The organism is Halorubrum sp., assembly GCF_046498025.1.
In the GTDB taxonomy this organism is placed as follows: Archaea; Halobacteriota; Halobacteria; order Halobacteriales; family Haloferacaceae; genus Halorubrum.
The window spans coordinates 1-24871 of record NZ_JAWOBM010000058.1; the positions used below are offsets into that span (position 1 = coordinate 1).

25 protein-coding genes, 1 tRNA gene and 2 pseudogenes are annotated in these 24871 nt (G+C 69.3%); 11 read left to right on the top strand and 17 right to left on the bottom strand.

What is annotated here, in order from left to right; genetic code table 11:
* A partial coding sequence (locus tag R6U01_RS11255; RefSeq protein WP_410286548.1) for an ATPase occupies positions 1-1773 on the top strand: 1773 nt, incomplete at its 5' end.
* Between the two features lie 4 nt (positions 1774-1777).
* Here R6U01_RS11255 and R6U01_RS11260 read toward each other — a convergent pair.
* The 7 genes from R6U01_RS11260 to R6U01_RS11290 all read right to left on the bottom strand — a co-directional run bounded on the left by R6U01_RS11260 (position 1778) and on the right by R6U01_RS11290 (position 8613).
* Entirely contained in the window at positions 1778-2707 is a 930-nt protein-coding gene (locus tag R6U01_RS11260) for an acetamidase/formamidase family protein (protein ID WP_410286549.1), read from the bottom strand.
* A 79-nt stretch (positions 2708-2786) separates the two neighbouring features.
* The gene (locus R6U01_RS11265) at positions 2787-3158 is read right to left on the bottom strand and encodes a hypothetical protein (protein WP_410286550.1); all 372 of its coding nucleotides are present in this window, start codon (positions 3156-3158) and stop codon (positions 2787-2789) included.
* 270 nt (positions 3159-3428) lie between these two features.
* The gene (gene ggt / locus R6U01_RS11270) at positions 3429-5351 is read right to left on the bottom strand and encodes a gamma-glutamyltransferase (protein WP_410286551.1); all 1923 of its coding nucleotides are present in this window, start codon (positions 5349-5351) and stop codon (positions 3429-3431) included.
* A gap of 460 nt (positions 5352-5811) precedes the next feature.
* The gene (locus R6U01_RS11275) at positions 5812-5970 is read right to left on the bottom strand and encodes a hypothetical protein (protein ID WP_410286552.1); all 159 of its coding nucleotides are present in this window, start codon (positions 5968-5970) and stop codon (positions 5812-5814) included.
* A gap of 561 nt (positions 5971-6531) precedes the next feature.
* Positions 6532-7122, bottom strand: a complete 591-nt coding sequence (locus R6U01_RS11280; RefSeq protein WP_410286553.1) for a hypothetical protein — start codon at positions 7120-7122, stop codon at positions 6532-6534.
* 263 nt (positions 7123-7385) lie between these two features.
* Entirely contained in the window at positions 7386-7679 is a 294-nt protein-coding gene (locus R6U01_RS11285; protein ID WP_410286554.1) for a chorismate mutase, read from the bottom strand.
* 7 nt (positions 7680-7686) lie between these two features.
* A complete protein-coding gene (locus tag R6U01_RS11290; protein ID WP_410286555.1) occupies positions 7687-8613 on the bottom strand; it encodes a shikimate kinase in 927 nt (308 codons plus the stop codon).
* A 140-nt stretch (positions 8614-8753) separates the two neighbouring features.
* Here R6U01_RS11290 and R6U01_RS11295 point away from each other — a divergent pair, with 140 nt between their 5' ends.
* From R6U01_RS11295 to R6U01_RS11310, 4 genes are all read left to right on the top strand, one after another.
* On the top strand, positions 8754-9212 hold the full coding sequence (locus tag R6U01_RS11295) for a DUF5796 family protein (protein ID WP_410286556.1): 459 nt from the start codon (positions 8754-8756) through the stop codon (positions 9210-9212).
* Positions 9209-9448 carry a hypothetical protein gene (locus R6U01_RS11300; RefSeq protein WP_410286557.1) on the top strand — a complete coding sequence of 80 codons (240 nt, stop codon included), beginning with the start codon at positions 9209-9211 and terminating at the stop codon, positions 9446-9448. The genes R6U01_RS11295 and R6U01_RS11300 overlap by 4 nt, the downstream gene beginning before the upstream one ends.
* 132 nt (positions 9449-9580) lie before the next feature.
* Positions 9581-9931, top strand: a complete 351-nt coding sequence (locus R6U01_RS11305; RefSeq protein ID WP_410286558.1) for a ferredoxin — start codon at positions 9581-9583, stop codon at positions 9929-9931.
* Between the two features lie 85 nt (positions 9932-10016).
* Positions 10017-10101: transfer RNA gene (locus tag R6U01_RS11310), tRNA-Leu, on the top strand.
* 287 nt (positions 10102-10388) lie between these two features.
* Here the strand turns inward: R6U01_RS11310 and R6U01_RS11315 are convergent.
* The 6 genes from R6U01_RS11315 to R6U01_RS11340 form a co-directional block, all read right to left on the bottom strand.
* A complete protein-coding gene (locus tag R6U01_RS11315) occupies positions 10389-10790 on the bottom strand; it encodes a pterin cluster protein (RefSeq protein WP_410286559.1) in 402 nt (133 codons plus the stop codon).
* Positions 10736-11902 carry an ATP-NAD kinase family protein gene (locus R6U01_RS11320; protein WP_410286560.1) on the bottom strand — a complete coding sequence of 389 codons (1167 nt, stop codon included), beginning with the start codon at positions 11900-11902 and terminating at the stop codon, positions 10736-10738. Before R6U01_RS11320 ends, R6U01_RS11315 begins: the two co-directional genes overlap by 55 nt.
* 321 nt (positions 11903-12223) lie before the next feature.
* The gene (locus R6U01_RS11325; RefSeq protein WP_410286561.1) at positions 12224-12916 is read right to left on the bottom strand and encodes a competence/damage-inducible protein A; all 693 of its coding nucleotides are present in this window, start codon (positions 12914-12916) and stop codon (positions 12224-12226) included.
* A gap of 114 nt (positions 12917-13030) precedes the next feature.
* Positions 13031-13795, bottom strand: coding sequence for a DUF5803 family protein (locus tag R6U01_RS11330; RefSeq protein WP_410286562.1), 765 nt, complete (start codon positions 13793-13795; stop codon positions 13031-13033).
* Between the two features lie 4 nt (positions 13796-13799).
* Complete coding sequence (locus R6U01_RS11335) at positions 13800-14495, bottom strand: DUF2110 family protein (protein ID WP_410286563.1); 696 nt, start codon at positions 14493-14495, stop codon at positions 13800-13802.
* Positions 14495-15019 carry a transcription factor gene (locus R6U01_RS11340; protein ID WP_410286564.1) on the bottom strand — a complete coding sequence of 175 codons (525 nt, stop codon included), beginning with the start codon at positions 15017-15019 and terminating at the stop codon, positions 14495-14497. Before R6U01_RS11340 ends, R6U01_RS11335 begins: the two co-directional genes overlap by 1 nt.
* 124 nt (positions 15020-15143) lie before the next feature.
* Here R6U01_RS11340 and R6U01_RS11345 point away from each other — a divergent pair, with 124 nt between their 5' ends.
* On the top strand, positions 15144-16301 hold the full coding sequence (locus R6U01_RS11345) for a hypothetical protein (protein WP_410286565.1): 1158 nt from the start codon (positions 15144-15146) through the stop codon (positions 16299-16301).
* 52 nt (positions 16302-16353) lie between these two features.
* Here the strand turns inward: R6U01_RS11345 and R6U01_RS11350 are convergent.
* Positions 16354-16987, bottom strand: a pseudogene (locus tag R6U01_RS11350) (sensor histidine kinase); the annotation flags it as partial.
* A gap of 1 nt (position 16988) precedes the next feature.
* Between R6U01_RS11350 and R6U01_RS11355 the strand changes: the two are divergent.
* Positions 16989-17432 (top strand): annotated as a pseudogene (locus R6U01_RS11355) (ATPase domain-containing protein); the annotation flags it as partial.
* A 64-nt stretch (positions 17433-17496) separates the two neighbouring features.
* On the opposite strand, the gene R6U01_RS11360 reads toward R6U01_RS11355, so the two are convergent.
* The gene (locus R6U01_RS11360) at positions 17497-18102 is read right to left on the bottom strand and encodes a tRNA (cytidine(56)-2'-O)-methyltransferase (RefSeq protein WP_410286566.1); all 606 of its coding nucleotides are present in this window, start codon (positions 18100-18102) and stop codon (positions 17497-17499) included.
* 188 nt (positions 18103-18290) lie between these two features.
* On the opposite strand from R6U01_RS11360, the gene R6U01_RS11365 reads away from it, so the two are divergent.
* Positions 18291-19340: a phosphoribosylaminoimidazolesuccinocarboxamide synthase gene (locus tag R6U01_RS11365; protein ID WP_410286567.1), complete on the top strand. Its 1050-nt coding sequence runs from the start codon at positions 18291-18293 to the stop codon at positions 19338-19340.
* Positions 19341-19442: 102 nt separating this feature from the next.
* Positions 19443-20159, top strand: coding sequence for a DUF47 domain-containing protein (locus R6U01_RS11370; RefSeq protein ID WP_410286568.1), 717 nt, complete (start codon positions 19443-19445; stop codon positions 20157-20159).
* 53 nt (positions 20160-20212) lie between these two features.
* On the opposite strand, the gene R6U01_RS11375 is transcribed toward R6U01_RS11370, so the two are convergent.
* Positions 20213-22933: an AAA domain-containing protein gene (locus tag R6U01_RS11375; RefSeq protein ID WP_410286569.1), complete on the bottom strand. Its 2721-nt coding sequence runs from the start codon at positions 22931-22933 to the stop codon at positions 20213-20215.
* A gap of 93 nt (positions 22934-23026) precedes the next feature.
* On the opposite strand from R6U01_RS11375, the gene R6U01_RS11380 reads away from it, so the two are divergent.
* Together R6U01_RS11380 and R6U01_RS11385 are read left to right on the top strand one after the other, a co-directional pair.
* On the top strand, positions 23027-23371 hold the full coding sequence (locus R6U01_RS11380; RefSeq protein WP_410286570.1) for a hypothetical protein: 345 nt from the start codon (positions 23027-23029) through the stop codon (positions 23369-23371).
* An 83-nt stretch (positions 23372-23454) separates the two neighbouring features.
* Positions 23455-24006: a hypothetical protein gene (locus R6U01_RS11385; RefSeq protein WP_410286571.1), complete on the top strand. Its 552-nt coding sequence runs from the start codon at positions 23455-23457 to the stop codon at positions 24004-24006.
* Between the two features lie 479 nt (positions 24007-24485).
* Here R6U01_RS11385 and R6U01_RS11390 read toward each other — a convergent pair whose 3' ends face one another.
* Positions 24486-24854, bottom strand: coding sequence for a cupin domain-containing protein (locus R6U01_RS11390; RefSeq protein ID WP_410286572.1), 369 nt, complete (start codon positions 24852-24854; stop codon positions 24486-24488).
* Positions 24855-24871 lie beyond the last annotated feature (17 nt).

The window sequence follows — 24871 nt, forward strand, 5'->3', positions numbered from 1 at the left end:
CACGCCGGCGCGGACGACGAGTGCGACATCGTCGTCTCCCCCGAACACGCCGAGAAGCTCGCGAACCTCGCCTTGGAACAGAACGTCCCGATCATCCTCGACGTCTCCGGGTACCTGGAGGAGGACACCGCCAACGAACTGCTCTTGGAGGTCGTCAAGCAGCTGTTCGCCAAGGAGAAGCGCCTGAAGAAGCCCTTCCTGCTCGTCGTCGAGGAGTGCCACGAGTACATTCCCGAGGGCGGCGGGATGGACGAGACGGGGAAGATGCTGATCAAGGTGGGCAAACGGGGGCGGAAGCACGGCCTCGGCATCGTCGGGATCAGCCAGCGCCCGGCCGACGTCAAGAAGGACTTCATCACGCAGTGCGACTGGCTCTGCTGGCACCGGCTCACCTGGGACAACGACACGAAGGTCGTCGGGCGGATCCTGGGTTCGAAGTACGCGAGCGCGGTCGAGGACCTGGGCGACGGCGAGGCCTTCCTGATGACCGACTGGGACGAGTCGATCCGCCGGATCCAGTTCCACCGCAAGGAGACGTTCGACGCGGGCGCGACCCCCGGCCTCGACGACTTCGAGCGCCCGGAGCTCAAATCGGTCTCCAGCGACCTCGTCGGCGAGCTCCAGTCCATCTCCGACGAGCAGGAGCGCCGCGAGTCCGAGCTCGCCGACCTCCGCCAGGAGCTCGAGAAGCGAGACAAGCGCATCCACGAGCTCGAGCGCGAGCTGGAGGAGGCCCGCGACCTGAGCAACATGGCCGACCAGTTCGCGCAGGCGCTCCTCGGGAAGGCCGAGGCGCCCTACCGCGGGGGTGACGGGCGGTCCGGAACCGACGGCGGGCGGTCCGGAACCGACGGCGGGCGGTCCGGGACAGACGGTGAGGGGTCCGCGGTAGTCGGAGACGCGGGCGCCGGAGACGACCAGTCCGTGCTCAAGTCGTACGACGAGGCGGTCGCCGCGACCAGATCGGACGGCGAGACGCCGGACCCTGACGGGTCATCGATCGACGAGTCTGCGACCGCCGGACCCTCGACCGCTGAGCCCTCGGTCGATGCGGAAGCGCGGGACGGTGCCGACGCCGACGCGGACCCCGACTCGGACGAGGTGGCCGCGGCCGGCGAGGGCGACTCGCCGCCCGACGACGTCGAGCCCGTGACGCGCGCGGACGTCGCCGAGAGCGCCCTCCGCTTCACCGACGCGGTCGAGCTCGGCACCCGCGAGGCCGTCATCGAGGAGCTCCGCGGCCGGATCGAGGCGCTCCCGGAGCTGTCGCGCGGGATGCTTCGACACTACCGCCGCGAGGGCGTCAGCGACCCCGTCGCCGCCCACATCGACGCCGGCGGCGACGGCGACTCCGGACACGCCTACAGCCGTCACCGACCGGTCCGGCGCGCAGGGCTGATCCGACACGCCGGACGCGGGCACTACGCGTACGCGGTCCCCGACCTGATCCGCGAGGCGTACGCCGACCGGCTCGGCGAGGAGCGGGTCCGCGAGGTCGTCCGGGCCGTCGAGACCGCGTTCGTCCCGCCGGCCGAGCGGAGCTACCCGCCGGACGCCGGGCCGGCGGACGTCGCCGTCGGAGACGACTCGGCGGGGCCAGATCTCGACCGCGTCATCGATACGGCCGGCGACGGGGCCGACGGTGCCGCCGGCGACGGCGTCGACGACACGGCCGACGGCGACGCCAGAGCGGAGGACGCCCAACGGTCGACGAGCTCCCTGAGCGACGCCGCGCGGCGTCTCGCGGAACGCGGGCGCAACGGCGACGAGTGACCGGTCAGAACGGGACCGAGAGGTACTCGCTCGGCACCGCGTTCCGCGCCGTCACCTGCGGGTCGACCACCTGACTGATCTCCAGCCCGCCGACGAGACTGGAGAACAGGTACGCCTCCGTTCGGGAGAAGCCGTGTTCGTGCGCCAGCAGCCGCACGACGTCGCTGTTCGCGAGCTCCACTGCCTCCTCCATCGTCTCCGCGCTCGCGATCGTCTTGACCGCGTCCCCGGTGTCGACGAGCGGTCGGTCGAGTGCGACCTCCGGCTCCTCGATCACGGAGAGCGTCACGTCGATCTCGGTGCCGATCTCGGCGCCCGTCCCGCACATCTCCCCGTCGGCCATCGCGGCCTTCGCGTCGCCCATCGCGAGCATCGCGCCCTCCTGGAAGACGGGGAAGTACGCGGTCGTCCCGGCCGTCATGTCCGTCGTGTCGAGGTTGCCGCCGTGGTCGTCCGGCGTGAGCGTCGAGATCGTTTCCCCGGCGGTGGCGACCCCGATCGTGCCGATCACCGGGTCGATCGGGAGCTCGATCCCCTCGAACTCGATCCGGCCGCCGCCGCTCCTGTCGCCGCCGTCGGCGAAGACCTCTGTAATCCGCGTCGCCGGGTGGTCGATGTCGGGGTCGTCCTGCAGGAGTCCGAACCCCGGCGCCGTGAGGACGCGTCCGACGTCCTCGGCGACGCGCACCGCCTCGATCTCGACGGCGAGCACGTCCCCAGGGCTCGCCCCCTCGACGGCGATCGGGCCGGTCGCGGCGTTCACCTCTTCGGGGATCGCGTCCAGCAGGTCGTCGTCGGACTGGATCGCGCCGTTCAGGCTGTCGATCGTCTCGATCGTGAGCGATTCGCCGTCGGCCGCCTCGTAGGCCGCCTCCATCTCCGGACCGAACTCGTACACGTGGCCGTCGCGGTGTGGGACCACTTCTCGTGACATCCTCTCGGACTGCGCGACGCGCGGACAAAAACCCTCGCGACGCCACGGAGTCAGTCGGTCCGGCGACCGAGCGCGAGGCCTACCGGAGCGAAGAGAGAAATCGCGCGAGCCGTGCGCGGAGGGTCGTCCGTCGGTCGGACACGGAGTCGCCGTCGGACGCGTCCGACCCGGAGGCGTCCGCGAGCTTGCGGTTCTTCTCCGCGAGCAGGTGTTCGTACCGTTCGGTGACGCACCGGAGCTGTTCCTCCTTGCGTTCGAGTTCGGCTTCGAGCCGTTCGACCTCGCGTCTGTCGGCGACCGCCCGCTCTCCGAAGTCGTCGTCACGCCGTTTCTCCGTTCGCCGCTCGGCGGCGTCGCTCGGACCGCTCGGCGCCGCCCGAACGACCGTCTCGTCCGCCAGGCGCGACGCCGACCGATCGGTCGGGCTCTCAGCGGGGACGTCGGAATCCATGGGACATGCTAGTATTTGGCATAGAAACGAGATAAAGGTCAGTCAGACGAACGGCGTGCGTTTCGTGCCGACGAGCGGTTCGACCCGCTGGCTACTCTCTTGAGTCCGTCCACGCGGCGGTTCCTCTTTCGAGTCCGCGCCGGCGAAGCGGCCACCGTGTACCGGGGGGGACCGACTCCTGTGAGGTCCGTCACAGCAGGCGATACAACCGGGTGAGATACCCGGATAAAACCGGTCTCCGGGCGATTCAGCTTCGGGTCGTCAATCGCATCACGACGGCGAATCGGCGGAACCGTCTCTGCGGTCGTCGGCGACGCCGACGTAGTCGCCGTCGTCTCTGACGAGGATCGACTGGGCGTTACCGATGGTATCGACGACGGAGACGTCATGACCGGCCTCGTTCAGCTCCTCGGCGACGTCGTCCGGAACACCGCCTTCGGCCTGCACCCACGTCCCGGTCGCGGAGTACACGCGCGGTTCCGCGACCGCCTCCTCGATGTCCATGCCGAACTCGGCGACGTTGAGGAGGATCTGGGAGACGGTGTGAATGATCGACCAGCCGCCGGGAGAGCCCACCGTCATGAAGGGGTCACCGTCGCGCGTCACGATCGTCGGGCTCGTGCTGCTGAGCGGACGCTTCTCCGGTTGGACCTCGTTCGGACCGCCGGGAGTGGAGTCGAAGTCGGTGAGCTCGTTGTTCAGCATGAACCCGCGCCCGGGGACCATGATCCCCGATCCGAACAACTGTTCGATGGTGCTGGTCCACGAGACCAGGTTCCCCTCGTCGTCGGCGGTCGTGAAGTGCGTCGTCTGCCCGGGATGGCTCACGGCGCTGTTCGTGTCGCTCTCGTTCTCGTCCCCGTCCCGTGCGCCCGAGGCGTTACCGCCGCGTGCGGCCTGCTCGACGTCTCTGGGACTCGTGTAGTACTGGTCGCCGGGCTGGTACTCGAAGGGGTCGCCGGGCTCGCGGGTCGCGTCCGTCGCTTCGTCCGGATCGATGATCTCCCTGCGCGCGTCGAGGTACTCGTCGTCGAGCATCCCCTGCCACGGGATGTCGACGAACTCCTCGTCGCCGAGGTACTCGTTGCGGTCGGCGAACGCGAGCTGAAACGCTTCGACCAGCCGGTGGTACACGTCGAACGACCGTCGGTCGTACTGCGCCAGGTTGAACGGTTCCAGGAGCGCGAGGATCTGTGCGATGACGTAGCCGCCGGAGGTCGGCGAACGCATCGTCCGGACGGTGATCTCGTGTGCGTCACCGTCGTAGGTCTGGTACGTCGGCCGAGTGATCTCGACGTTGTATCGGCCGAGGTCGTCGACGGTCATGCTCCCGCCGGTCCGGCGGTAGCGCGCCGCGCCCTGGACCGTGTCGGCGATGTCTTCCGCGATCTCCCCTTTATAAAACGGACCGATGCCCTCGTCACGGATGGTACGGAGGGTGTCGGCGAGATCCGGTTGGACGAGTTCGTCGCCCTCCTCCAGGGGCTCGCGGTACGGCGCGAACACCTGCTGGGCGGCCGGAGTGAGGGCGCCGTCCTCGACGTTGTCCGCGATCGAACTCGCCAGGAACTCGTCGACGGTAACCGTCCGTCCGTCGGACGCGGCCAACTCGATCGCCGGCTGGATGAGTTCGCTGAGCTCCGTCCGGCCGAACCGCTTGACGGCCACGTCGGCGGCCTTCAGCGTCCCGGGAACGCCGACCGCCTTGCCGTTCGTGTGCCGCGCCAGGAACGGCACCTCTTCGCCCTGGTTGTCCAGAAACATGTCCGGTCGGGCGCCCAGGGGCGCCCGCTCTCGGTTGTCGATCGCGATGATCTCGTCCTCCTCGGCGCTGTAGACGAGTATGAACCCACCGCCACCGATCCCCGACGAGTGGGGCTGAACGACGTTGAGCGCGAACTGGACGGCGACCGCCGCGTCGACCGCGTTCCCCCCGCTCTCGAGGATCTCCACGCCCGCTTCCGTCGCCTGCGGATGGACGCTCGAGACCATCCCGCCGCTCGATTCGTCGACTGCGGCGAAATCGGTCGCGTTCGACGACGTCACCGACGCGCGACCGGTCCCGACCGGAACCATCCCCGCACCCAGCGTGACGCCCGCACCCTGGAGGAACGTCCGTTTTGTCGTTGTGACGCCGTCCGTCGGGTCCGCTGCCGAGTCGTCCGACCTCTCGGGGGAATTATCACGTCCCATACGACCTTGTTATAAGTTAGCATAATAAAAATTCACATCATGTTTTGTAGAAGAAAGTCCCAAAAGCCGAACTGTCTTCGCTGTCGAAACGAGCGATCGACGGGGAAACCGGTCGAGTTCGCCCGACCACTCTCTCGCTGCTCTCCTCCGGACGGGCGTACTCAGTCGTCGGTCGCGGTGCTCGTGAGTATGAGGTCGGTCGTCTCGTCGGGCACGTCCCAGAGCGGGTAATGCCCGCTGTCCTCGAGCCAGTGCAACTGAAAAGAGGCACCGCTACCGAGAGGAGCGACCGCTCGGTGGCAGGTATCGACAGCTAAAACTGACGGGAAGTTACGCTTTTTTGGCTTTGTTGAAATCCTCTACATTTGATATATCCTGACCCGATCGTGGTCAATACGGGTGAACCACGGATCGCTCAATACAGGGGATCATCCAGAACTAGTGGAACGGGTAACGAGGATCAACTTGGTGTCTGTCTCTGTTCCTCGTCGTCTCTGAATAGCCAATACAGTCCCAAACCCAGTACTGCTTCGAGTGGGCCGAGAAACACTGCTACAAATAAAAAGAGGAAGTACACGAGCATACCGAACATGCTCTCAGTGGAGGGGCTGGTGTCCATATCTACTACTCTGATTGGTTGGATAATAGAACCTTCGGGACGATAGATTCGCAGTCTTCAGTGAGCGGCTGTTTCAGATGAAAATCTATCTGAAGAATGGGATTTCAACAGACCCGCTTTTTTAAATCGGGCTCAGTCGGCCAAACACGACGGTGCGCGATCGCATAAGAAAGGTTATATAATATTCTCGCTTTCAAGACCTAATCATGAGTTCACGGAGACCACACGGTGGCGCACGCGGCTTGCCACACGGTACCATTAGTCGTTGTCACCTCCTCGCGATGAGCGGGGTCGCCGCAATCGGTGGATTGAGCGGTTGCTTGAGCCGAGTTGCGTCGAGCTTCTTGAGAGGCCAATCCGGTGAGTGCTGAATACAGCGCGCGCATCTCGTATTCGCTCCTCTCTGAACCATGGAGAATCGGACCGGTCAGTATGAGAAATTCACGCCGCAAGTCGGCGTGAAACTGACGACGCAGGCACCGTCAACGCAGACTTCGGAGGCGTCGAAACGGTCGTCACGACGCGAGCGGTTACGGAAATGACCGCCTGCTATGCCGGCTCTCACAACGTTCGGAGGGACGCGTGCAACCACCGTCGAATATCGCTCACCTTCGACGGACCGCTGTACCCTACGTAGGCCTGACGAGGCTCATACTGCCCCTGTTCTTCGGCTCTCAGGATAGCCGCGGTAGCACGGTGGTTTCCGTCGATCAGCGCGGGAGTGCCACGCCTCCAAGAGTGGTGGTGATGAACGATTATCAGCGTTCCCCAGTCGTCGGGCGCGTTCTCAGCGAGGCCGGTGATGCGGTCCAGGGAACTCGGGTGGGGAGACGATCCGCCCGCACGGATGCGGTTGACTGCGGCTTCGACCGTGTCCCGTTCCTCGGGGTCTCCCCAGATCGTATAGACGTCCCGCAAGGCGCGCTCACTGAGACGACAGCGGATCCAACTGAGATTCAAGCTGAGCAGATTTCGGGCGACGCCGGGCTTGTGAGCGAGGATTTTGGCCTCGACCTCGTGCCTTTGGTCGTCGGTTTCGATATCGAACTTCGGCGCCGACGGTTTGCTCTGCTCTTCGGCGAGCCACTCGCTGACGACCTGCTGTTGATCGATAAAAGACACATCGAAAATTGACGAACGGTGCCTTGACATGGTGAGTATAGGTGATCTCCTCAGTCATTAATATGTCGGCTAATTATTACTTCGAGTAGCACAGCTGATTCGGTCGTCGAGGACGGAACGAATTCGAACACCGTGCTGCATCCATCCTCTATATTCAGCACGCACCACCTGTCACTTCCCGAGGGTGTTCAACAAATCCGAACATTCAGTTATGTTGTATATGGGTCTCGTTGACTTATACCCTATTTAAATGACTTTCTGCAAGAACCACCATCACCGCGCTGTCTTGCGGTTCACCGGTTTTGTCTTTGTTCCACCTTGTTCAGCTCGATCAGCAACCGGAAGATCGCCTTCACGAGGTTGGCGTCGACGTCGAAGCGCTCGGCGTTCTCGCCGGCGCGCTCCATCACCCGCTCCTCTTGGCCCTCGTCGGTCGTCGGGAGATCGCGCTCCTCCTTCACGGCCGCCACGGTGTCGGCGACGTACGTCCGGCGGGCTATCAGTTCGACGATCTCCCGGTCGATGTCTTCGATCTCGCGTCGCAGTTCGTCGAGGCTTCGGTCCTCCGCGTTCGGTGTGTCACTCATTGGTGGGTCATGATCGGTCGACGGTCGCGCCGTCGTTTCTGGTGGTCGTTCGTCGCAGCGTTCCGGGCCGCTCGTCCCACGCGTCGGCGACCGCGTCGAGGTCGGTCTCGGGGTCGGTCGGGTCCGCGACGGCGACGACGCTCGGACCGGTGCCCGACAGCGACACGCCGGTCGCGTCGGGCATCGCCTCGACCGCGGGGTCGGCGTCGAACCCGAGCGCGGCCGAGAAGGCGAGCCCGTTGACGGTCATCGCCTCGGCGTACCGGCCGTCCAGCGCGAGGTCGGCCACCAAGTCCGCCATGGGCGCGACCGCCTCGCAGCGGGCCACGTCCGCGTCCGCGCTGTAGGCGCGCTCGGGCGGCGTCCACACGAGGACGTCCCAGTCGACGGTCTCGCGCGACCGCAGTTCGTCGGCGCCGTTGTCGGTGACGGTCACGCCCCCGAGCATCGAGGCTGTCGCGTCGTCGAACGCGCCCGTGACCGTCACGCCCGCCTCGCGAGCAGCCCGCACGCCGAGTCGGCAGGCCTCCAGACGGGTGACGTCGACGGTCGAGACCGCGGCGTCACCGTCGAGATCGGGGTCGTCGGCCGCGTCCCCCACCGTCAGCCCGAGCGCGTCACAGGTCGCGAGCACGGTCGCGTTGGCGGCCGCGCTGGAGCTCTTCAGTCCGGCCGCGAGAGGCACGTCGCTGTCGGTCCGGACGGTGCCGCCCTGGCCGTCGCCCCATCGCTCGGTCGCGAGCGCGACGCAGCGCTCGATCAGGGCGGTGTCCGCGTCGAGGTCCTCGGCGATCGTCCCGTCGACGCCCCCGGCGGTCGGGTCGAGCGACACGCTCGCCCGCGTTTCGACGTCGATGCCGAAGGCCGCGCCGGTGCCCGTCGCGAGCGCGTTCAACACGGTGCCGGCGCCGAGCGCCGCGGCGCGTCCCTCCATGCACTCAGGGCTCGCGAGCGCGGACAAAGAGGTAGCGATCACGGCGAGTCTCTCGGTCCCGCGACGGGCGGCGGCGACCGCGGTCGCGCGGACCGCCGTCGAGCGCGCCCCTTTTGAGGGGGGCGACCCGAGCGACACGTATGTCAGCGCCTTCACGCAGCGACGTCCCGCCGACGTCGATCGGGGTCGACCTCCGCGAGGAGGGGGTCGTCGTCGAGTACCTCGACGGTCGGACCACGCTCTACCGCGGCGTTCCGGACCCGGTCGAGGGATCGATCACCGCCGGCCCCGGGAAGGAGACGCACGTGCTCGTCACCGACCCGACCGAGACCGAGGGCGTGATGACGTACGTCAACGACTACAACACCGACGACGAGATCCTGGAGGACTCCGGCGTCGGCCGCGTCATCGTCGAGGATGGCGAGCGCGACGAGGTGTTCCCCGGCGTGATCGTCGGTCGGACCGGGCAGCGCAACGAAGTGGTCGCCGACCCCGAGATCGCCGGCGGGCGCGTGTTCGTCTTCGTCGAGGACGGCTGGACCGAGGGGAGCTTCGAGATCGTCGAGAGGCCCGAGGGCGGGCTCGACGCGCACCGATGAGCCTGGCGAAGCCCTGGCGAGACCTCGACCGCTCGACGGTCGGGAGCGCGCCGAGCCGCTACGCGCTGTACGAGTTGGGCGACGCCGACGGCGACACGGTCGGGTTCGGCACGGGGGTGCTCCGCGACGAGCTCAAGGAGGCGCTGGCGTACGGAGACGCGGCCAAGGTGCGGTGGGAGCTCGCCGACTCGGCCGAGCACGCGGAGCGGCTGCTCGCCGAGCACGTCGAGGAGTAGTCGGCGGCGAGGGGAGGGCTCCCGAGTCGGCGAGGCGTCCCGCGTCGCAGAGAGGGACCGCCGTCGCCGGGAGGACCGCACTCACCGGGAACGACCGACAGACGAAAGTCCGGCGGCCGCCGATGGGTATTCATGAGCGACGAGGCGGACGCCGGCGACGAGGTGTTGCGCGCGAGCGACATCGGCGGCGAGGGGCCGCCGATCGAGGAGAAGCCGTACAAGATCGTCTTCGAGGCGAACAAGTGCTTCGGGGCCGGGAAGTGCGCCGAGGTCGGCGACAACTGGGTGATGGACGTACAGAGCGGCATGGCGAAGCCCCGGTCGTACTACATCGGCGAGGACGAACTGGAGGAGAACGTCCGCGCCGCCGAGGTCTGTCCCGCGAAAAAGGACAAGGGGGTCATCCACGTCGTCGACCGGCGCACCGACGAGGAGATCGCGCCGAACCCGCACGGGGACGGGACGCTCTCCGTCGACTGGTAAGCGGGACCGAGGCGGTCGGACTGTCCGCCCGGCGACGGCGACCATCCGAAAGGGGTTTCACCCCGCCGCCGGAACCGAGAGCCGCGCGGGGGTGGCTGAGCCTGGCCAAAAGCGGCGGACTTAAGATCCGCTCCTGTAGAGGTTCGAGGGTTCGAATCCCTTCCCCCGCATATCGCGGCGCTCACACACCGTGAGCGCCGCGTCTGGGACTGGAAGGGATTCGAATCAAGGAAGTCGCGCGCAGCGAAGCGAGCACGTCCGACTGTGGTTCGAATCCCTTCCCCCGCATGCCTGCGGCGAGCAATTCGCGAGCCGCAGGCTTCCGAATCGGCAGGGATTCGAAGCAGGGAACGAAGCGAGCGCAGCGAGCGGAGTGAGTGAGGTTCGAATCCCTTCCCCCGCATGCCTGCGGCGAGCAATTCGGGCGCGATAGCAGTCGGTTCGACTGATAAACCGCCTAGCAACAGAACACGAACGGGTAGACCAGGGCGACGCGGTCGCCCTCTTCCAACTTCGTGTCGCAGCCCTTCTCGTTCTCGTTGAAGCGGCCGTTCACGAGGATGCGAGCGTACGCGATCGTCTGCTCGCCGACGGGGTTCTTCCGCCACGTGCCCGGAAGCTCCTCCGGCGTCGGCGCCCAGCCGCTGTGGGTCGCGTCGGCCTCGGTCTCGGCGACGAGCATGTCCTGGAGCCCCGGATAGTCCGCGAACAGCTCGTCGAGGAACTCCCGGAGCGCGCCGCCGCAGTTCAGTGCACCCGAAACGTCGCCAGAACCCCGGTCAACGGTCGCGGTTACGCCGTCCCTCACACGATCTTCATCATCCGCGTCTCGAACTTCCCGACGCGAACCCGGACCCACCCCGCGAGCTCGTCGTCGAGTTCGGGGTCGTCGGTGTCGACGCGCAGCGCGCGCACGTCGTCGAGCTTCGCCCGCGAGGCGACGATCCGCAGGTCGCAGCGCCGGATCACCGCCGGCGACAGCTGCGGGTTCCCGCGGCCGAAGACGAACCCCTGCCCGCCGATCGGCGAGACGACGATCACGTTCTCCTCGCCGAGCGCGTCGAGGATCTCCCGCTCCGTTCCGTCCCGGACGACCACCTCGCCGTCGCGCCACACGTCGACGCCGATGGGCGACGGCTCGAAGCCCAGTTCGGCCTTGATCGCGCCGACGGTCGACCCCGGCCCGAGCACGAAGGCGACGCCCTCCCCGTCGCGCTCGCGGATGTCGTCGGCCACCCCCTCCGCGAGCGACTCCACGGTCCCGCTCGCGGTCTGTTTCGACGACTGGAGGTCGTCGGCGACGGGGACGTGCGCGACCGCCCGGAGCTCCGGGTGGACCGCCCCCTCTCGGTACGCGTCCTCGTCGATGTCCATCACCTCGCGGCGCTCCGTCCGCGAGAACGCCGCCGCGACCTCGGCCGCGTCCACCGGCGAGACCGCGAACACGGAGGAGTACACCTTCACTCCGGCGGGCACGCCGAGCATCGGGACCTCGCTGCCCGCCGCCTCCAGCGCCGCCGCCACGTCGCTCGCGGTCCCGTCGCCGCCGACGAAGAGGACGAGGTCGACCGGACCGGCGTCCGCGTCGTCGACGCCGCCGCTCTCAACCTCCCTGTCGTCCCCGCCGCTCCCGACGAATGCCTTCACGACGCGCGCGGTGTGGGCGGCGGTCGTCTCCGTGGGACCCGGCGGATCGCCGGTAGCGGTCCCCTCGTCGCCGAACGGGTCGACGACCCGAGCCGGCTCGAAGCCGGCCGCCCGCACCAGCCGCTCCCCCATCGGATCGGCCGCGGTCGAGACGGTCGCCTCCGGCGCGACCGTCGCGAGTCGATCGAGCGCTCTTCGCGCGCGGTCGGGCGCTCGCGGCTCCGCGCCGCGCGCGACCGCCTCCGCGACCTTCCCGTCGGTGCCCTTGAGTCCGACGCGACCGCCCATCCCGGCCACCGGGTTCATCACGAAGCCGACGTGCATGGTCCGATCTACGGCGGCGGACTCTTAATGGGCCGCGTCTCGGCCGCCGCGCTGGTCCGGAAGTCCAATACTTAAGACGACCCCGGAGCAATCGCCACCCATGCTCCTCGAAGCCGCCGTGACCGAGCCGCTCCCGATCGACGCGACCGCGACCGCCGTGCTCCTCGTGAGCCTCGCCGTCACCGCCGTGTGGCTCGCGTACCTCTACCGGTAGCCCCGCGGTCGCGTCCGGCACCGTCTCTCCCGTCTTCTCTTCGCGACCCCGGTCTTCCGGCGCTGCTCCTCCCGACGCCAGCGCCGCTCCGTCACCGGCCGGTCCGGTCAGTCCGACTCGACGAGCGTCGACCGCTCCCGCACCCACTCGGCGGCGCGCTCGGCCTCCGCCGCAGTCGTCGCCGTGATCTTCACCCGGACGCTCTCGCCGGGGTAGGAGCCGACGCTCACGTCGAACCGCTCCTGCAGCTCCGTGAACCGGTCCAAGAGGGCGCTCTCCGGCTCGTCGACGTCGACCGTGACGGTGTGCGTCGGCGTCCCCTCGAACTCGTCGGCGACCGACCCGAACATCGCCTTCATCTCCGTCGGGACGCCGGGCAGGACGTAGGCCGACTCGACGACCGCGCCCGGCGCGACGCCGCGCTCGTTGGCGAGCGGTCGACAGTCCGCCGGCAGGTGCGTCGTCTCCGCGGCGAGGTCGTCGGCGCTGTACCCGCGCTCGGCGAGCCACGCCGCGGCCTCCTCGTTCTTCTCGAGCTCCCGGCCGAAGGCCGCCGCGACCCCGGCCATCGTCACGTCGTCGTGGGTCGGCCCGAGCCCACCGGTGACGACAACCGCGTCGTACTCGGCGTGGTACTCGTTGACTATGCGCGCGATCTCGCCGACCTCGTCGGGGACGACGGTCACCCGACGGACGACGACGCCGCGCTCGTCGAGCCGGTCGCAGAGCCACGTCGCGTTCGTGTTCTCGGTGTCACCGACGAGGAGCTCGTCCCCGACGGTGACGACGGCGGCATTCATACCGCCGTCAAGGCGACGCGCACTCAAAAGGGTCCGCGTTCGGTCGCGGCCGTCCGCGCACTCGGCGGGCGGCGACCCGACGACGGGGCGCCGCCGGAGCGATCCGACGACCCGCTACTCGTCGTCGTCGTACACGCCCAGTCCCATCTCCCGGCGCTGCTCCCGGAGCTCCTCCAGCTGCCGCCGGAAGTACGCGGTCCCGACGGCCGCCGCGACGAGCGCGACGGCGAGGATCACGCCGAAGACGAGCAGGTCGGTCTCGCGGTACGACTGGACCACGACCGACCCGCCCTCGACCGACTCCCAGGTGATCCGGTCGCGGCCGTCGACGGTTTCGATCTCGTGGTCGCGCGGGGAGACGTGGCCCACGACCGGGAAGTCGGTGCTGAACCCGGGCGGGAGCGTCACCGCGTACGACCCGTCGACGTACGCCAGCGTGGTGAACCGTCGGGGCGACCCCGACGCGGAGAAGGCGACCTGCCCGTCGCCCATCCCCTCCGGGAAGCGGACCCACGTCTCGTCGGGGGTCCGGTCGACCTCGCCGCCGCGGGCGCGGAACTCGCTGCCGTTGAGCACCTCGCCGTCGGCGGTCCGGTACCGGAACGCCTCGAACTCCAGCGGCTGGTCGCCGGTGTACGGCGTCTGCCGGTACAGTCTGAGTTCCTCGACCTCCGAGACGTCGTACACCGCCGTGTACTGGTTCCCGGTCGAGAGGGTGAACGCGGCGTCGCGGTCGGTGTCGAACTCGTACTCGCTCGGCGGCTCCGCGTCCAGGGTCTCGTTCGCGACCTCGCCCCCCTCGTTGAGGTAGGTGAGACAGCCGGCGCTGACGGCCAACAGGGCGACGACGGCGACCGCGAGGGCGAAGCGTCGGTTCACGGGCTCAGACGATACAGCGCATCTCCGCCGGGAGGTACGAACCGATCGCGGCGAGCAGTCCCGGCGGGTCGGTGTTCTCGGTGCAGACGATGCTCTGTTCGAGGAGGCCGAGGCGCTCGACCGTGACGATGTCCTGCGCGTGGCCCGCCCGGTTCACCGTCGCGCGCACCTCGCCGCGGGTCGCCGAGTTGACGTTGACCCGGCCGTTCCCGCGCTGCCAGTCGTACAGGCGGTCGCGCTCGGCGTCCGCGAGGCGGCTCGGCTCCGCCTCCGGGTCGCCGACGTCGCCGCCGTATCGGAACCGCAGCGGGAGGTGCTGGACCAGTCCGAACCGTTCGACCACCTGCGCCGGCGACCCCCTGCCGAGTCCGATCTCGTCGGCGGGGATCCGCACGTCGACGCCCGCGTCGACCACGAACCCGTCGTCGTCCCACGACTCCAGGGTGCCGACGTACTCCTCGCCCGCCTCCAGCCCGTCGTCGTGCGCGACGATCTCGCCCCACGTCTCCGCGAGCACGTTCCGGGCCACCGCGGCGTCCTCGCCGGTGACGTCCACCTGGACGAAGCCGTCGTCGCGGACGCCGACCTGCCACTCCACGCTCAGTTCGCCGACGTCGTTGGCGACGAGCGAGCCCATACCGTCCAGCGCGCGGTCTCGGGCGTCCCCCTCGACGTAACACTTGGTTGCGAGGACGACCATCAGCCCGTCACGTCCACGTTGAGTTCGTCTCGGAGCTCCTCGACGCGCCGGCCCATCGCCTCGCGGAGCCGGTCGTTTTCCATCGCGTCGAGCGGCGAGCCGCACTCGGGGCACTCGAAGCCGAAGTCCATCGCCTCGCCGAACTCGAAGCGGATCGAACACACCTCACAGAGGTAGAACTCGTGGGTGCGCTCGTACTCCTCGCGTTCCTCCAACGCGTCCAGCAGGCGGTACATCTCTTCTTCGAGGTTCTCCGGGATGTTGTCGTAGTGGAACGTCCAGAGGTACGTGAGCCACCCCGAGTCCTCGTCGCGCACCCGTCGGTACGTGGCGAGGTCGTTCTCGTACAGGATGAACAGCGCGCGTCGGACGTCGTTGAGCTCCAACCCGAGCGCCTCCGCCAGCTCCTCGTCGGTGACTTCGCCGTCGGGCGGCGCGGCCGCGACCGGCATCCCCGTCGGCCCCACCAGCTCGTGGAGGTACTTCTGGATGACGGGGTCGTTCAGTAGATCCTCAAAAGCCATTACCCGAAATTGGTGGTGGAATCGGGTTAAAAGCTCCGAAAGGGCCACCGCCGGCGCGGTCGCGGACCCGGTCGCCAGCGGCTCCGGCAGAGCTTTACGCCGCCCCTCGGACCACCCGTGCGTAATGAGCGAGTCCGACGGTCCGCGCGCCGAGGGGTCCGACGGTTCGTCTACGTCTACCGGGAGCTCCTCCTCGGGGAGTTCGCCTTCCAGAGGCGCTCTTTCCGACGGTTCGCCTTCCGGCGATTCGCCTCCCGACGGCTCGCCTTCCGACGATCCTGACGGCCGTTCTCCCGGCGGCCCGAGCGCCCGCGTTCGCCTCCGGCGGGCGGTCGGCGCCGTCGCGCTCGCGGCCGTCCCGGTGCTGCTCGCGGCCGTCCCGCTGGTCCCCGCCGCCCTCCTCCTCGGGCCCGCCGGGCTCGGGCTGATCGGTCCCGCCGCGCTCGGCGGGGTCCCCCCGACGGTCGCCGCCTCGCTCGCCGCGGCCGTCCTCGGTCTCGGCGGATCGGCGCTGGCCGGCCCGGTCCTCGTCGACCGCCGGGTCGACCGGCTTCCTGACGCCGAACTGGACGACCGCCCGGCCGGCTTCGTCGCCGACCGCGTCGCGACCCTCGCCGAGAGCGTCGGCGTCGATGCCCCCGCGGCGACCGTCGTCCGCTCCGACGCGGCCAACGTCGCCGTCGCCGACGGCTACCGGGGCCCGCGGCTGGTCGTCTCGACGCGGCTGCTCTCGCTCCCGGCGGCCGACCGCGACGCCGCGCTCCGCCACGCGCTCGTCCGGCTTCGAACCCGGGAGGCGGCGGTCACGACCGCCCTGCTGCCGGCGCTGGCGCTCGTCGAGACGGTCGCGCTGTTGGCGACGCTGCTCGTCGGTCGGCGCGCCGAGCGGACGGCGGCCGACCGTCGCGTGAACCGGATCCACGGGTACGAACCCGAGGAGAACCGGATCCCTCCGTGGGCGTACACGGCCGCCGGCGTCCTCCTGTGGCTGCTCCTGCTGCCGGCGTGGGTCCCCGCCGCCCTCGGCGAACGCCTCTACGTCGGCGGCGGTCGCCGCGACGCGGACGCCGCGGTCGCGCGCAGCGGGAGCGCCGAGCGCGACGGGCTCGGAAACGCGATCGCGTTCGCGGGCGATGCGGCGGGCGCCGCCGACTGGCCGCCCCTGCTCGACCGGCTGTCGACCGTCTCGATGGCGGACACCGAGACGGGCCGCGTGCGCGGGACGAGCCGCCAGGAGGCGCGGTTCCGTCTGGCGCTGTTGCGGTCGAAGCGGTCGTTTTAAACGGCTCTCCGCGGGCCACCGAATCGCGGGATCGCCGTCGCACCGGCGGCTCTCACAGATGCGCGGGCACCGACAGCCGGAGGGTGGTGCCCGCGCTCGACGACTCGATCGAGAACTCCCCGCCGGCCTTGCTCACGACCCAGAAGATCAGCCAGATCCCCAGCCGGTCCGCGTGGGTCAGCGACGTCTCGCCCCGGCCGAGCACGCGCGTCTCGTGGTCCGGAATGCCGGGCCCGTCGTCGGCGATCTCGACCGCGATCCACTCGGCCGACTCGCGTTCGACGCGGATCTCGACCGACGGGTTCGGTCCGTCGTTGTGCTTGGCGGCGTTCTCCACGCCCTCCTCGATCGCGGCCATCAGCCCGACGACCGTCGTCTCGAGCGGGTCTTCGGGCGGCATCGCGAGCTCGACCGTCGCCTCGGGGAACCGGTCTTTCACCCGCGACCGCAGTTCGGTCAGGCGGTCGCGGAGCTCGACGGGGGCCTCTGCGGGCGACGGAGGCGACGGCGTGCGGTCGAGCTTCTGGACCGCGGTTGCGATCCCGGTCAGGTCCTCCGTGGTCTCGGTGATCACGCCGAGGGACCGCTCGCAGCTCCTCGTCGTCGACCTCCCGCCGCAGCAGCTCCGCGTCCCCCGAGATGAGGTTCATCTTGTTCCGGAGGTTGCGGCTGAGCACGCGGTTCATGAAGGAGGTCGAGGAGCGCGGTGCGACGATCGTGATGGCCGACGGGATCGCCGGGTACCGCCTCACGCTCCGCGGCGAGGAGGGGACGACGCTCCAGCAGATGCACGCGCTGGGCCGCTACCTCAAGAACACGGGCGTGACGGCGCTGTTCATCGAAGAGACGCGCGACATCACCGGCGAGTTCCAGGCGACGGTGGACAACATCAGCTACCTCGCCGACAACATCGTGTTCCTCCGGCACCTGGAGGTGCACGGCGAGATGCGAAAGGCGATCGGCGTGTTGAAAAAGCGGACGAGCGACTTCGAGCGGACGATTCGGGAGTTCCGCATCACCGCCGACGGTGTCCAGGTCGGCGAGCCGATGACGGGGCTGCGCGGCATCTTGAGCGGGACGCCCGAGGTCGTCGACGACGGGACGGGTATGGAGGGTGCTGCCGAGGAGTGATCGACGGCGACGAGGAGTGATCGACGGCGAGGAGGGGTGATCGGCGGCGACGAAACAGCCGTCCTCAGTCCGACCCGTCGTCGCCCTCGTCGGCGTCGACGACCGTCTTTCCGGTCGGCTCCGGGATCACCTCTCGGTCGGCGTCGACCCACTCGCGCTCCAGTTCCGCGCCCTCGAAGAGGCGGTCTAAGAACACCGCGAGCCCGGCGACCTCGGAGTGCGGCTGGTTCGTCACGCCCACGTTGAAGTCGGCGCGCTCGTACAGCGCCCACGGCACCTTCTCGCCGCCGACGACGACGAGGAGGTTACGGGGCGCGGTCGGTCCGCCCGCCGCGTTCGCATCCGCTCCCCCGTCCGAGAGCCCGACCGCCTCGCGGACCTCCTCTTCGACGTCCTGCACCCGCTCGCCGTACATCGTGAGGTGGACCACGACGCCCTCGAAGTCCCGGACGATCGCCTTCTGGTCCTCGCGGAGCTCGACGCCGAAGGGGCCGCCGAACCGGTCGGTGATGTCCCGCACCGTCTCCGCGGACTGGCCGGCGTTGTCGGGAAAGATCACCCGGTCCGCCCCGAGCGCTCGGGCCGTGAGCCCGACGTGCGTCGTCATGCGGTCGTCGCGTCCGGGCCGGTGGCCGTACCGGAGGACGACGACCTCGCGCGCCTCGTGCATGGGCGGCGATGCGCCCGCGACGGGTGTGGTCCTTTCGATGCGCTCGTGAAGGTGCGGTCTTTCCGACGCGCTCGCGGGGGCGGCCCGACACCAATTTATACCACATTCATGGATCATCGGCCGAGTCGAGCGCGAGAGGTGACCACGTAAGTGAAAGGTTCATGGGGGAGGCGGTCGCCGGATGAGGTATGACGAGCGTCAAGGAGTTCCGCGTCGACGAGCCCGCGACCGCCGACTCGCTCGGCCGCGGTCGGTTCGTCTTCACGGACGCGTACTCGGTGTTCGACTGGGGGCAGATGCCCGACGCGATCCCGCGGAAGGGCGCGAGCCTCTGTGCGATGGGCGCGTTCAACTTCGAGCTGCTGGAAGACGAGGGCGTGCCGACCCATTATCGCGGGGTCGCAGACGCTGGCACGGGCGAGACCGTCTCCCTCGCCGACGCGACCGCCCCGCCGACGGAGATGGCGATCGACCTGACGCAGGTCCCCGACCTGCCGTACGAGGGGCCGGAGACCGGCTACGACTACGACGCGTTCCACGCCGCGGGCGGGGACAACTACCTCGTCCCGCTGGAGGTCGTCTTCCGGAACCGGGTTCCGGTCGGCTCCAGCCTCCGCCGGCGCGCGGACCCCGCCGACTTCGGTCTCGACGCGGACTCCGGCGTCGCCGCCGACGAGTGGCCCGACGAGCCCGTCGACCTCCCGGAGCCGGTCGTCGAGTTCTCCACGAAGTACGAGGAGCAGGACCGCTACCTGACCCGCGACGAGGCCGACCGCATCGCGGGCGCCGCCGACGTCGACGCCCTCGAGTCGCTCGCGCTGGAGGTGAACCGCGTGGTCACCGAGCGTGCCGAGGCCGTCGGGTTCGCCCACGAGGACGGGAAGATCGAGTGCCTCTACGCCGACGGCGAGCTCCGCGTCGCCGACGTGGTCGGTACGTTCGACGAGAACCGGTTCTCCTACGGCGGCCGCGGGATCTCGAAGGAGGTCGTCCGGCAGTGGTACAAGGCGAACGACCCCGCGTGGGTCGCGGCCGTGAAGGAGGCGAGGGCGGCGGTCGCCGAGCGCGACATCGACGACTGGCGCGAGCTGTGCGAGCGCGACCCGGACCCGCTGCCCTCGGCGGTCGTCGACGCGGTCTCCGAGCTGTACGCGGCCGGGACGAACGCCTACACCGGGCGCGAGTGGTTCGACGTCCCGGACATCGACGCGGCGCTCGACGCGGTCGACGCGCTGTAAGCGGACCGCGGGCGGCGATCTTCCGGCGACGGGGCGGCGAAACCCTCACGATCGACGAGACGCGAGCGAACCTCTTTACTCCCGACGCGCGTGGGTCGAGACATGTCCACCGACGCCGACTTCGGGCAGCGGTTGGAGGCGCGCACCGGGACGTACCTCGACCGGATCGACGACTGCGTCGCCCTGCTCCCGCGGGCCCTCGACGAGTACGCAGAGGGCGGCCCCTACCGCGAGACGGTCGACGAGATCGCCGCGATCGAGAGCGAGTGCGACGAGCTGGTCCGAGAGATCACGGGGATCATCACTAACGCCGGCCCGGACGACATCGGGCTCTTGAACACGCGGATCAACTTCAACGAGTCCGCGCTGCTCGACTTCTACAAGGAGCTCGACGTGGTGGCGAACCACACCGAGCGGATCGTCCAAGAAGTGGTCATGATGCGGCCCGACGCCGACGCCGACCCCTTCCGCGACATGCGCGAGATGGCCACCCGCATCGTCGAGATGGTCGCGATCCTCGGCGACGTGGTCGAGCGGTTCGTCCGCGGCCTCGCGCGCAGCGACGCGGCCGAGACGCTCACGACGGGCATCGAGTCGATCCGCGAGCTCGAAAGCGAGTGCGACGAGCTCCGCAACGACGCCATCGCGACCGCCTTCGCCGACGAGGACGTCGACCAGCCGCTCGTCTACCGGGAGCTCGCGATCCTCTTGGACGAGCTCGCGAACACGATCGAGGACCTCACCGACCGGATCGTCGTCATCGCGAGCAAGGAGCCGGGAATCGTCACCGAGGCGGAGCCCGGAACGAGCGAGGAGTAGCCGGACACGAGCGGTGAGTAGTCTCGTAGCAAACGAACGGGCCAACGGCCGCCTCACCGCCGCGCCCACGCCAGCATGCGCTCGTAGAAGGGATCCGAGCCGAGCGCGTCGGCGTCGCCGACGAGGGTCAGCTGCTTTTTCGCCCGCGTGAGCGCCACGTTCATCCGGCGGTGGTCCTCGAAGATCGGGCCGTCGAGGTCGCCGGTCGCGACCAGCGAGACGACGATCACCTCCTTCGAGGAGCCCTGGAACCGGTCGACGGTGTCGACCGTGACCGGAGTCCGCCGGCCGATCTCCGCGACCTGCGCGCGGAAGGGGGCGATGACGCCGACGTCGTCGGGGTCGACGCCCGCGGCGAGGTAGGCGTCGACGATCGCCGCGACGCGTGCCGCCTCCCGGACGTTCCGGTTGCCGTCGCGGGTCCCGTCCGGGTCGACGAAGTCGACGCCGCCGGCGAGTCCGTCGGGGAGGTCGGCCGAGTCGACGCCGAGGCCGCGGAGGGTCTGGCCCGCCACCTCGGGGGTCGCCGGGCGGAGCGCGCCGCCGTAGAACTCCGCCGAGGCGAACGCCTGGATGCGCTGGCTCATCCGGTACTGGCGGTCGAGCATGACGCTCGCGTCGGGGTACGCCTCGATGAGGCGCTGGAAGAGCGACGTCTGGAGGTCGTTCTCGGCGCGGACCACGGGCGGGAGCTGCTCGTGGTCGCCGACGAGGACGAACCGGTCCGCGAGGTTGATCGCGGCGTGGGTGCCCGGTTCGGTGAGCTGGGAGGCCTCGTCGACGAGCGCCACGTCGAACTCGCACTCGCGGAGCACGCGGGAGCCGCAGGCCGCGGTGGTGGCGGCGACGACGGGCGCGTCCCGCAGCTCGGCGGCCTTCTCGTTCGGGTCGCCGCGCTGGACGAGTCGAACGTCCTGCATGTCGCCGCGGACGCCCGTTTTCGTCCCCACGCGGAGCACGTCATCAAAGCCCTGATCCCGGAGCGCCTCGAGGGCGTTGTCGACCGCGCGGTTGGTGAACGCCGAGAGCAGCACCCGGTTCCCCTCGGCGACCAGCGCGCGGATCGTCCGGGCGATGGTGTACGTCTTGCCGGTCCCCGGCGGACCGTGGATGAGCGCGCAGTCCTCGGCGTCGACGGCCAGTTGGACGGCCTCGTTCTGGGCCGCGTTGTTGTCGATGTAGGCGTCGGGAGCGTCCGGATCGTCGCTCCCGGGCGCGCCGGCCGGTCGCTCGCTCCCCGCCCGGAACGCCGGCTCGCGCCGTCCGAACAGCACGTCCTTGCGCGCGTCGCTCCCTTTCAAGATCGCGTCGTGGAGCGCGGTGAGCGAGCGGTCGACGGAGATCTCCGAGGGGTAGACGTCGAGGCGGCGGAGCTCGACCGGCTCGTCGGTCTCGACGACCACTTCGTCGCCGTCGAGCGCGGTGATGCGGCCGAGCTCGGCGTGCCCGCCGACCGGGTCGCCGTCGCTGGCGAGCGCCACGTCGCCCTCGCGGAGCTTGGAGACCGCGTCGTCGGGCTTGCGCGCGCGGAGCCGCCACCGGGCGTCGTCGATCTCGGTCTGCGAGACCGGTTCGAGGTCGATCAGCGCGCGGTCGTCGGCCGCGCGCTCCGCGGGGCTCTGCTCCCACAGCTTCCGGTACTCGGCGTGCGTCTCGCGGCGCTCCTCTTCGAGGGCGACGTAGAAGCGATCGAAGTAGTCGCGCTCCGGCTCGGGGACCGGTGTCCCCACCGACCCCGCCTTCGACTCCTGGTCGAGTCGGCCGGAGACGACCATGCAGGTGTCCTGCTCGAAGCAGTACCGACACTTCGCGTCGGCCTCGTACCCCGTGGGAACGGTCGGCCGCTCGCCGGGGTCGTTCAGCGCGCGCCACTCCATCGCCGCGAGGGCGTTGCGCTCGCGGACGACGAACTCCAGCAGGCCCCGCCCCACGGAGAACTCCTTGGCGGGCGCCAGGTCGCCGGACGCCTCGTTGCGGTCGAGCGCGGTGTTCTTCGTGTACAGCAGCGTCCCGATGTCGGGGTCGACGCCGCGCTCCTCCAGCATGAGGGCGTAGCAGGCAGCCTGGATCTTGTCGTGGAACCGCGGCTCGCGCTTGGTGTTCTTCCCGGTCTTCAGCTCGACGGGGGTCCCGCGGCGGAGCGCGTCGGCACGTCCCTTCAGGCCGAACGTCGGCGAGATGAGGGTGAACTCCGACCGCCAGGTGTCCTCGTCGGCGAGGGTGCCCTGCGCGAGCCACCCCTCGATGGCGGCCGCGTTGCGGCGCACCTCGTCGGCGACCTCCTCGGGCTCGTACCCCAACAGCCCGAGTTCGAGGCCGGCCTCCTCGACGCGGTCCGCGACCGATTCCTCCAAGTCCATCCCGCGGAGCAGGTCGCCGAACACCTCGTGGACGACCGTCCCCTTGACCACCGGGTAGTTGAGCGGGATGCCGGAGAGCTTGTTTAAATAATACATCCGCGGGCACTGCACCCACGAGCGGATCCCGGTCACGTCGACGAGGAAGTCGGGCTCGAGCACGACCCACGAGTCGCCCGTGGTCGCGTACCCGACCTCGCCGCCGAACTCGTCCTCGTCGGCGTCGGTCACCAGGAGCTCCATCCCCGGTTCGGCGTGCTCGGCGGTCTCCGTCCACTTCCCCCAGAGCGTCACGTCGACGGGATCGGCCGCGCCGCGCTCGGGGCGGATCCGAAGCTCTCGGAGCTCTCGGTCCCCGTACGACGTCGACACCGTCCGCGTCTCCCCGACGGAGAGGATCGGCCCCCGAACGTTCACGGCCGTCATCGGGAGCGGGCTCGAAAAACGCTGTCGGTGGGGGGCGAACGCCGTCCGCGGCCGATTTATACCCACGCAGTCGAACGGTCCGATATGACCGACTCGACCCTCTCCCGCTACGGGCGCCTCGCCGTCGTCGTCTTTGTCCTCGCGCTCGCGGTGCTGTCCGCGGTCAGCGGCCTCGCCCGGCTGGAGACGCAAGGGCTCGCCGCCCTCGGCGACGTGGTCGTCAACGGCTACATCGCGGCGCTCGTGGTCTGGGGCGTCGCGGTCGAGGGGTTCGACACGGACCGGTTCCGGACCGCGCTGTACGCCGGGCTCGTGCTGTGGGGAGTCGTCGACGTCGCGGTCGGGGCCGTCACGCCCTTCTCCGTCGTCTTCCTCGTCGCCGGCACGGCGCTGCTCGCGCGGATGGCGTACCGGCACGCGCGGGACTGACCGGCGCTGACACTCGACCGAGGCGGGTCGGGGGCTCCGCGACCGACACGCTCATGCGCCTCTACTTATAAGATTACGCCGACATGCGCGTACGAGACTGGGACGACATCCTCGCGGACGTCGCGAGCGACTCGACCGACCCGGACGGCTGGCGGGCCGTCGCCGGCTCCCGGCGCGAGGGGCTCGGCGAGGACCTCTACTTCGGTCACCCGAACGTCGGCGTCTACCACCTGAAGACGTACGCGAAGAACCCCCGCGACCTCCGCGGCGTCGGCGCGCGGGTGGCCCGCAAGGTCGACGACGAGCTCGACCCGCTCCTCCCGAACGAGGAGTCGGCGGGTCGGTTCGCGGTCCGGTCGCCGCCCGAGGACGAGGACGAGGCGAAGGACGTGGCGACGCGGCTGCGCGAGACGCTGCGGGTCCACGCCGAGGCGCCGACGAGCCCCGACCACCTGTTCGAGGACGTGATGGAGGCCATCGACTCGCCCGCGTTCGGCCCGATGGACTACCGGTTCGACGGGCGGCCCGACGAGCTCGACGAGCTCTCCGACACGTTCGACGAGGCCGAGGCGCTGCTCTCGTCGGAGCTGGAGGACCTGATCGACGAGGACGACGTCGACCGCGGATTCCACTGACACGGTACCGCTGACTCGGATCTCGTTGACCGAGCGCGATTCTGGCGAGCCCGCGTCGGTCGGATCGCGACCGTCGCGTTCGCGGTGAAGGCCTCCACAGCCCCAGCCGCTCGGTTATAGATAGGTGACTGCTGATCGGTGGTGGACACCTCCAAAGCCCCAGTCGCGAGGGCGGCGCACGCTCGCTGCGCTCCTCGTCACTCGCTCCGCTCGTTCCTGCGGTGCTTCCGTCGCCTGCGCCGCCCTCGCGACTGCCCCTTTGAGTCCCACCCCGCACAGCACCGCAGCCTCACGCCTCCCCACCCTCGTCGCGGTCGCTCGCGAGCGACCGCGACTCCCTCGCGCGTGCTCCTCGCGCCCTAATACGGGCGCTCGGAGGCACGCGCCACCGCACCGAGGATCGTCCGATCCCTCACCGGTATCGGTCCGGTCTGATTCCCACCGCTGTTGAAAGATTTAAAACGGCCGACAGCGTCCGCTCAGTCCTCGACGCGTTCCAATTCTTCCTTGGTTAGCTCGCTCTCCACGTCGCCCGTGTTCCGCGTGTCGGCCGGCTCGAACAGCAGGAGGTGCGCCTCCGGCTCGGCGACCGGGCGATGCTCGGTCCCGCGGGGGACGACGAGCAGCTCGCCCGCCTCCAAGACCACGTCGTCGCCGTCGCGGAACTCGATCCGGAGCCGACCCTCCGTGACGAGGAACAGCTCGTCGGCGTCGGCGTGGCCGTGCCAGACGAACTCGCCCTCCGCCTTCGCGAGCTTCACGGCCTGCCCGTTCAGCTCGCCGGCGAGGTGCGGGTCCCAGCGCTCGCCGATCGACGCGAACGCGCTCCCGAGGGTCACCTTCTCCATGGGTCCCGGTGGGCGCT

Bases quoted from the DNA above. Each gene is read 5' to 3' on its own strand.
- R6U01_RS11325 (WP_410286561.1), bottom strand. From the start codon at position 12,916: ATGAATGCCGCCGTCGTCACCGTCGGGGACGAGCTCCTCGTCGGTGAC.
- R6U01_RS11345 (WP_410286565.1), top strand. From the start codon at position 15,144: ATGAGCGAGTCCGACGGTCCGCGCGCCGAGGGGTCCGACGGTTCGTCT.
- R6U01_RS11385 (WP_410286571.1), top strand. From the start codon at position 23,455: ATGCGCGTACGAGACTGGGACGACATCCTCGCGGACGTCGCGAGCGAC.
- ggt (WP_410286551.1), bottom strand. From the start codon at position 5,351: ATGGGACGTGATAATTCCCCCGAGAGGTCGGACGACTCGGCAGCGGAC.
- R6U01_RS11300 (WP_410286557.1), top strand. From the start codon at position 9,209: ATGAGCCTGGCGAAGCCCTGGCGAGACCTCGACCGCTCGACGGTCGGG.
- R6U01_RS11295 (WP_410286556.1), top strand. From the start codon at position 8,754: ATGTCAGCGCCTTCACGCAGCGACGTCCCGCCGACGTCGATCGGGGTC.
- R6U01_RS11265 (WP_410286550.1), bottom strand. From the start codon at position 3,158: ATGGATTCCGACGTCCCCGCTGAGAGCCCGACCGATCGGTCGGCGTCG.
- R6U01_RS11305 (WP_410286558.1), top strand. From the start codon at position 9,581: ATGAGCGACGAGGCGGACGCCGGCGACGAGGTGTTGCGCGCGAGCGAC.
- R6U01_RS11280 (WP_410286553.1), bottom strand. From the start codon at position 7,122: ATGTCAAGGCACCGTTCGTCAATTTTCGATGTGTCTTTTATCGATCAA.
- R6U01_RS11275 (WP_410286552.1), bottom strand. From the start codon at position 5,970: ATGGACACCAGCCCCTCCACTGAGAGCATGTTCGGTATGCTCGTGTAC.
- R6U01_RS11320 (WP_410286560.1), bottom strand. From the start codon at position 11,902: ATGCACGTCGGCTTCGTGATGAACCCGGTGGCCGGGATGGGCGGTCGC.
- R6U01_RS11365 (WP_410286567.1), top strand. From the start codon at position 18,291: ATGACGAGCGTCAAGGAGTTCCGCGTCGACGAGCCCGCGACCGCCGAC.
- R6U01_RS11290 (WP_410286555.1), bottom strand. From the start codon at position 8,613: ATGGAGGGACGCGCCGCGGCGCTCGGCGCCGGCACCGTGTTGAACGCG.
- R6U01_RS11260 (WP_410286549.1), bottom strand. From the start codon at position 2,707: ATGTCACGAGAAGTGGTCCCACACCGCGACGGCCACGTGTACGAGTTC.
- R6U01_RS11335 (WP_410286563.1), bottom strand. From the start codon at position 14,495: ATGGTCGTCCTCGCAACCAAGTGTTACGTCGAGGGGGACGCCCGAGAC.
- R6U01_RS11380 (WP_410286570.1), top strand. From the start codon at position 23,027: ATGACCGACTCGACCCTCTCCCGCTACGGGCGCCTCGCCGTCGTCGTC.
- R6U01_RS11360 (WP_410286566.1), bottom strand. From the start codon at position 18,102: ATGCACGAGGCGCGCGAGGTCGTCGTCCTCCGGTACGGCCACCGGCCC.
- R6U01_RS11370 (WP_410286568.1), top strand. From the start codon at position 19,443: ATGTCCACCGACGCCGACTTCGGGCAGCGGTTGGAGGCGCGCACCGGG.
- R6U01_RS11340 (WP_410286564.1), bottom strand. From the start codon at position 15,019: ATGGCTTTTGAGGATCTACTGAACGACCCCGTCATCCAGAAGTACCTC.
- R6U01_RS11285 (WP_410286554.1), bottom strand. From the start codon at position 7,679: ATGAGTGACACACCGAACGCGGAGGACCGAAGCCTCGACGAACTGCGA.
- R6U01_RS11390 (WP_410286572.1), bottom strand. From the start codon at position 24,854: ATGGAGAAGGTGACCCTCGGGAGCGCGTTCGCGTCGATCGGCGAGCGC.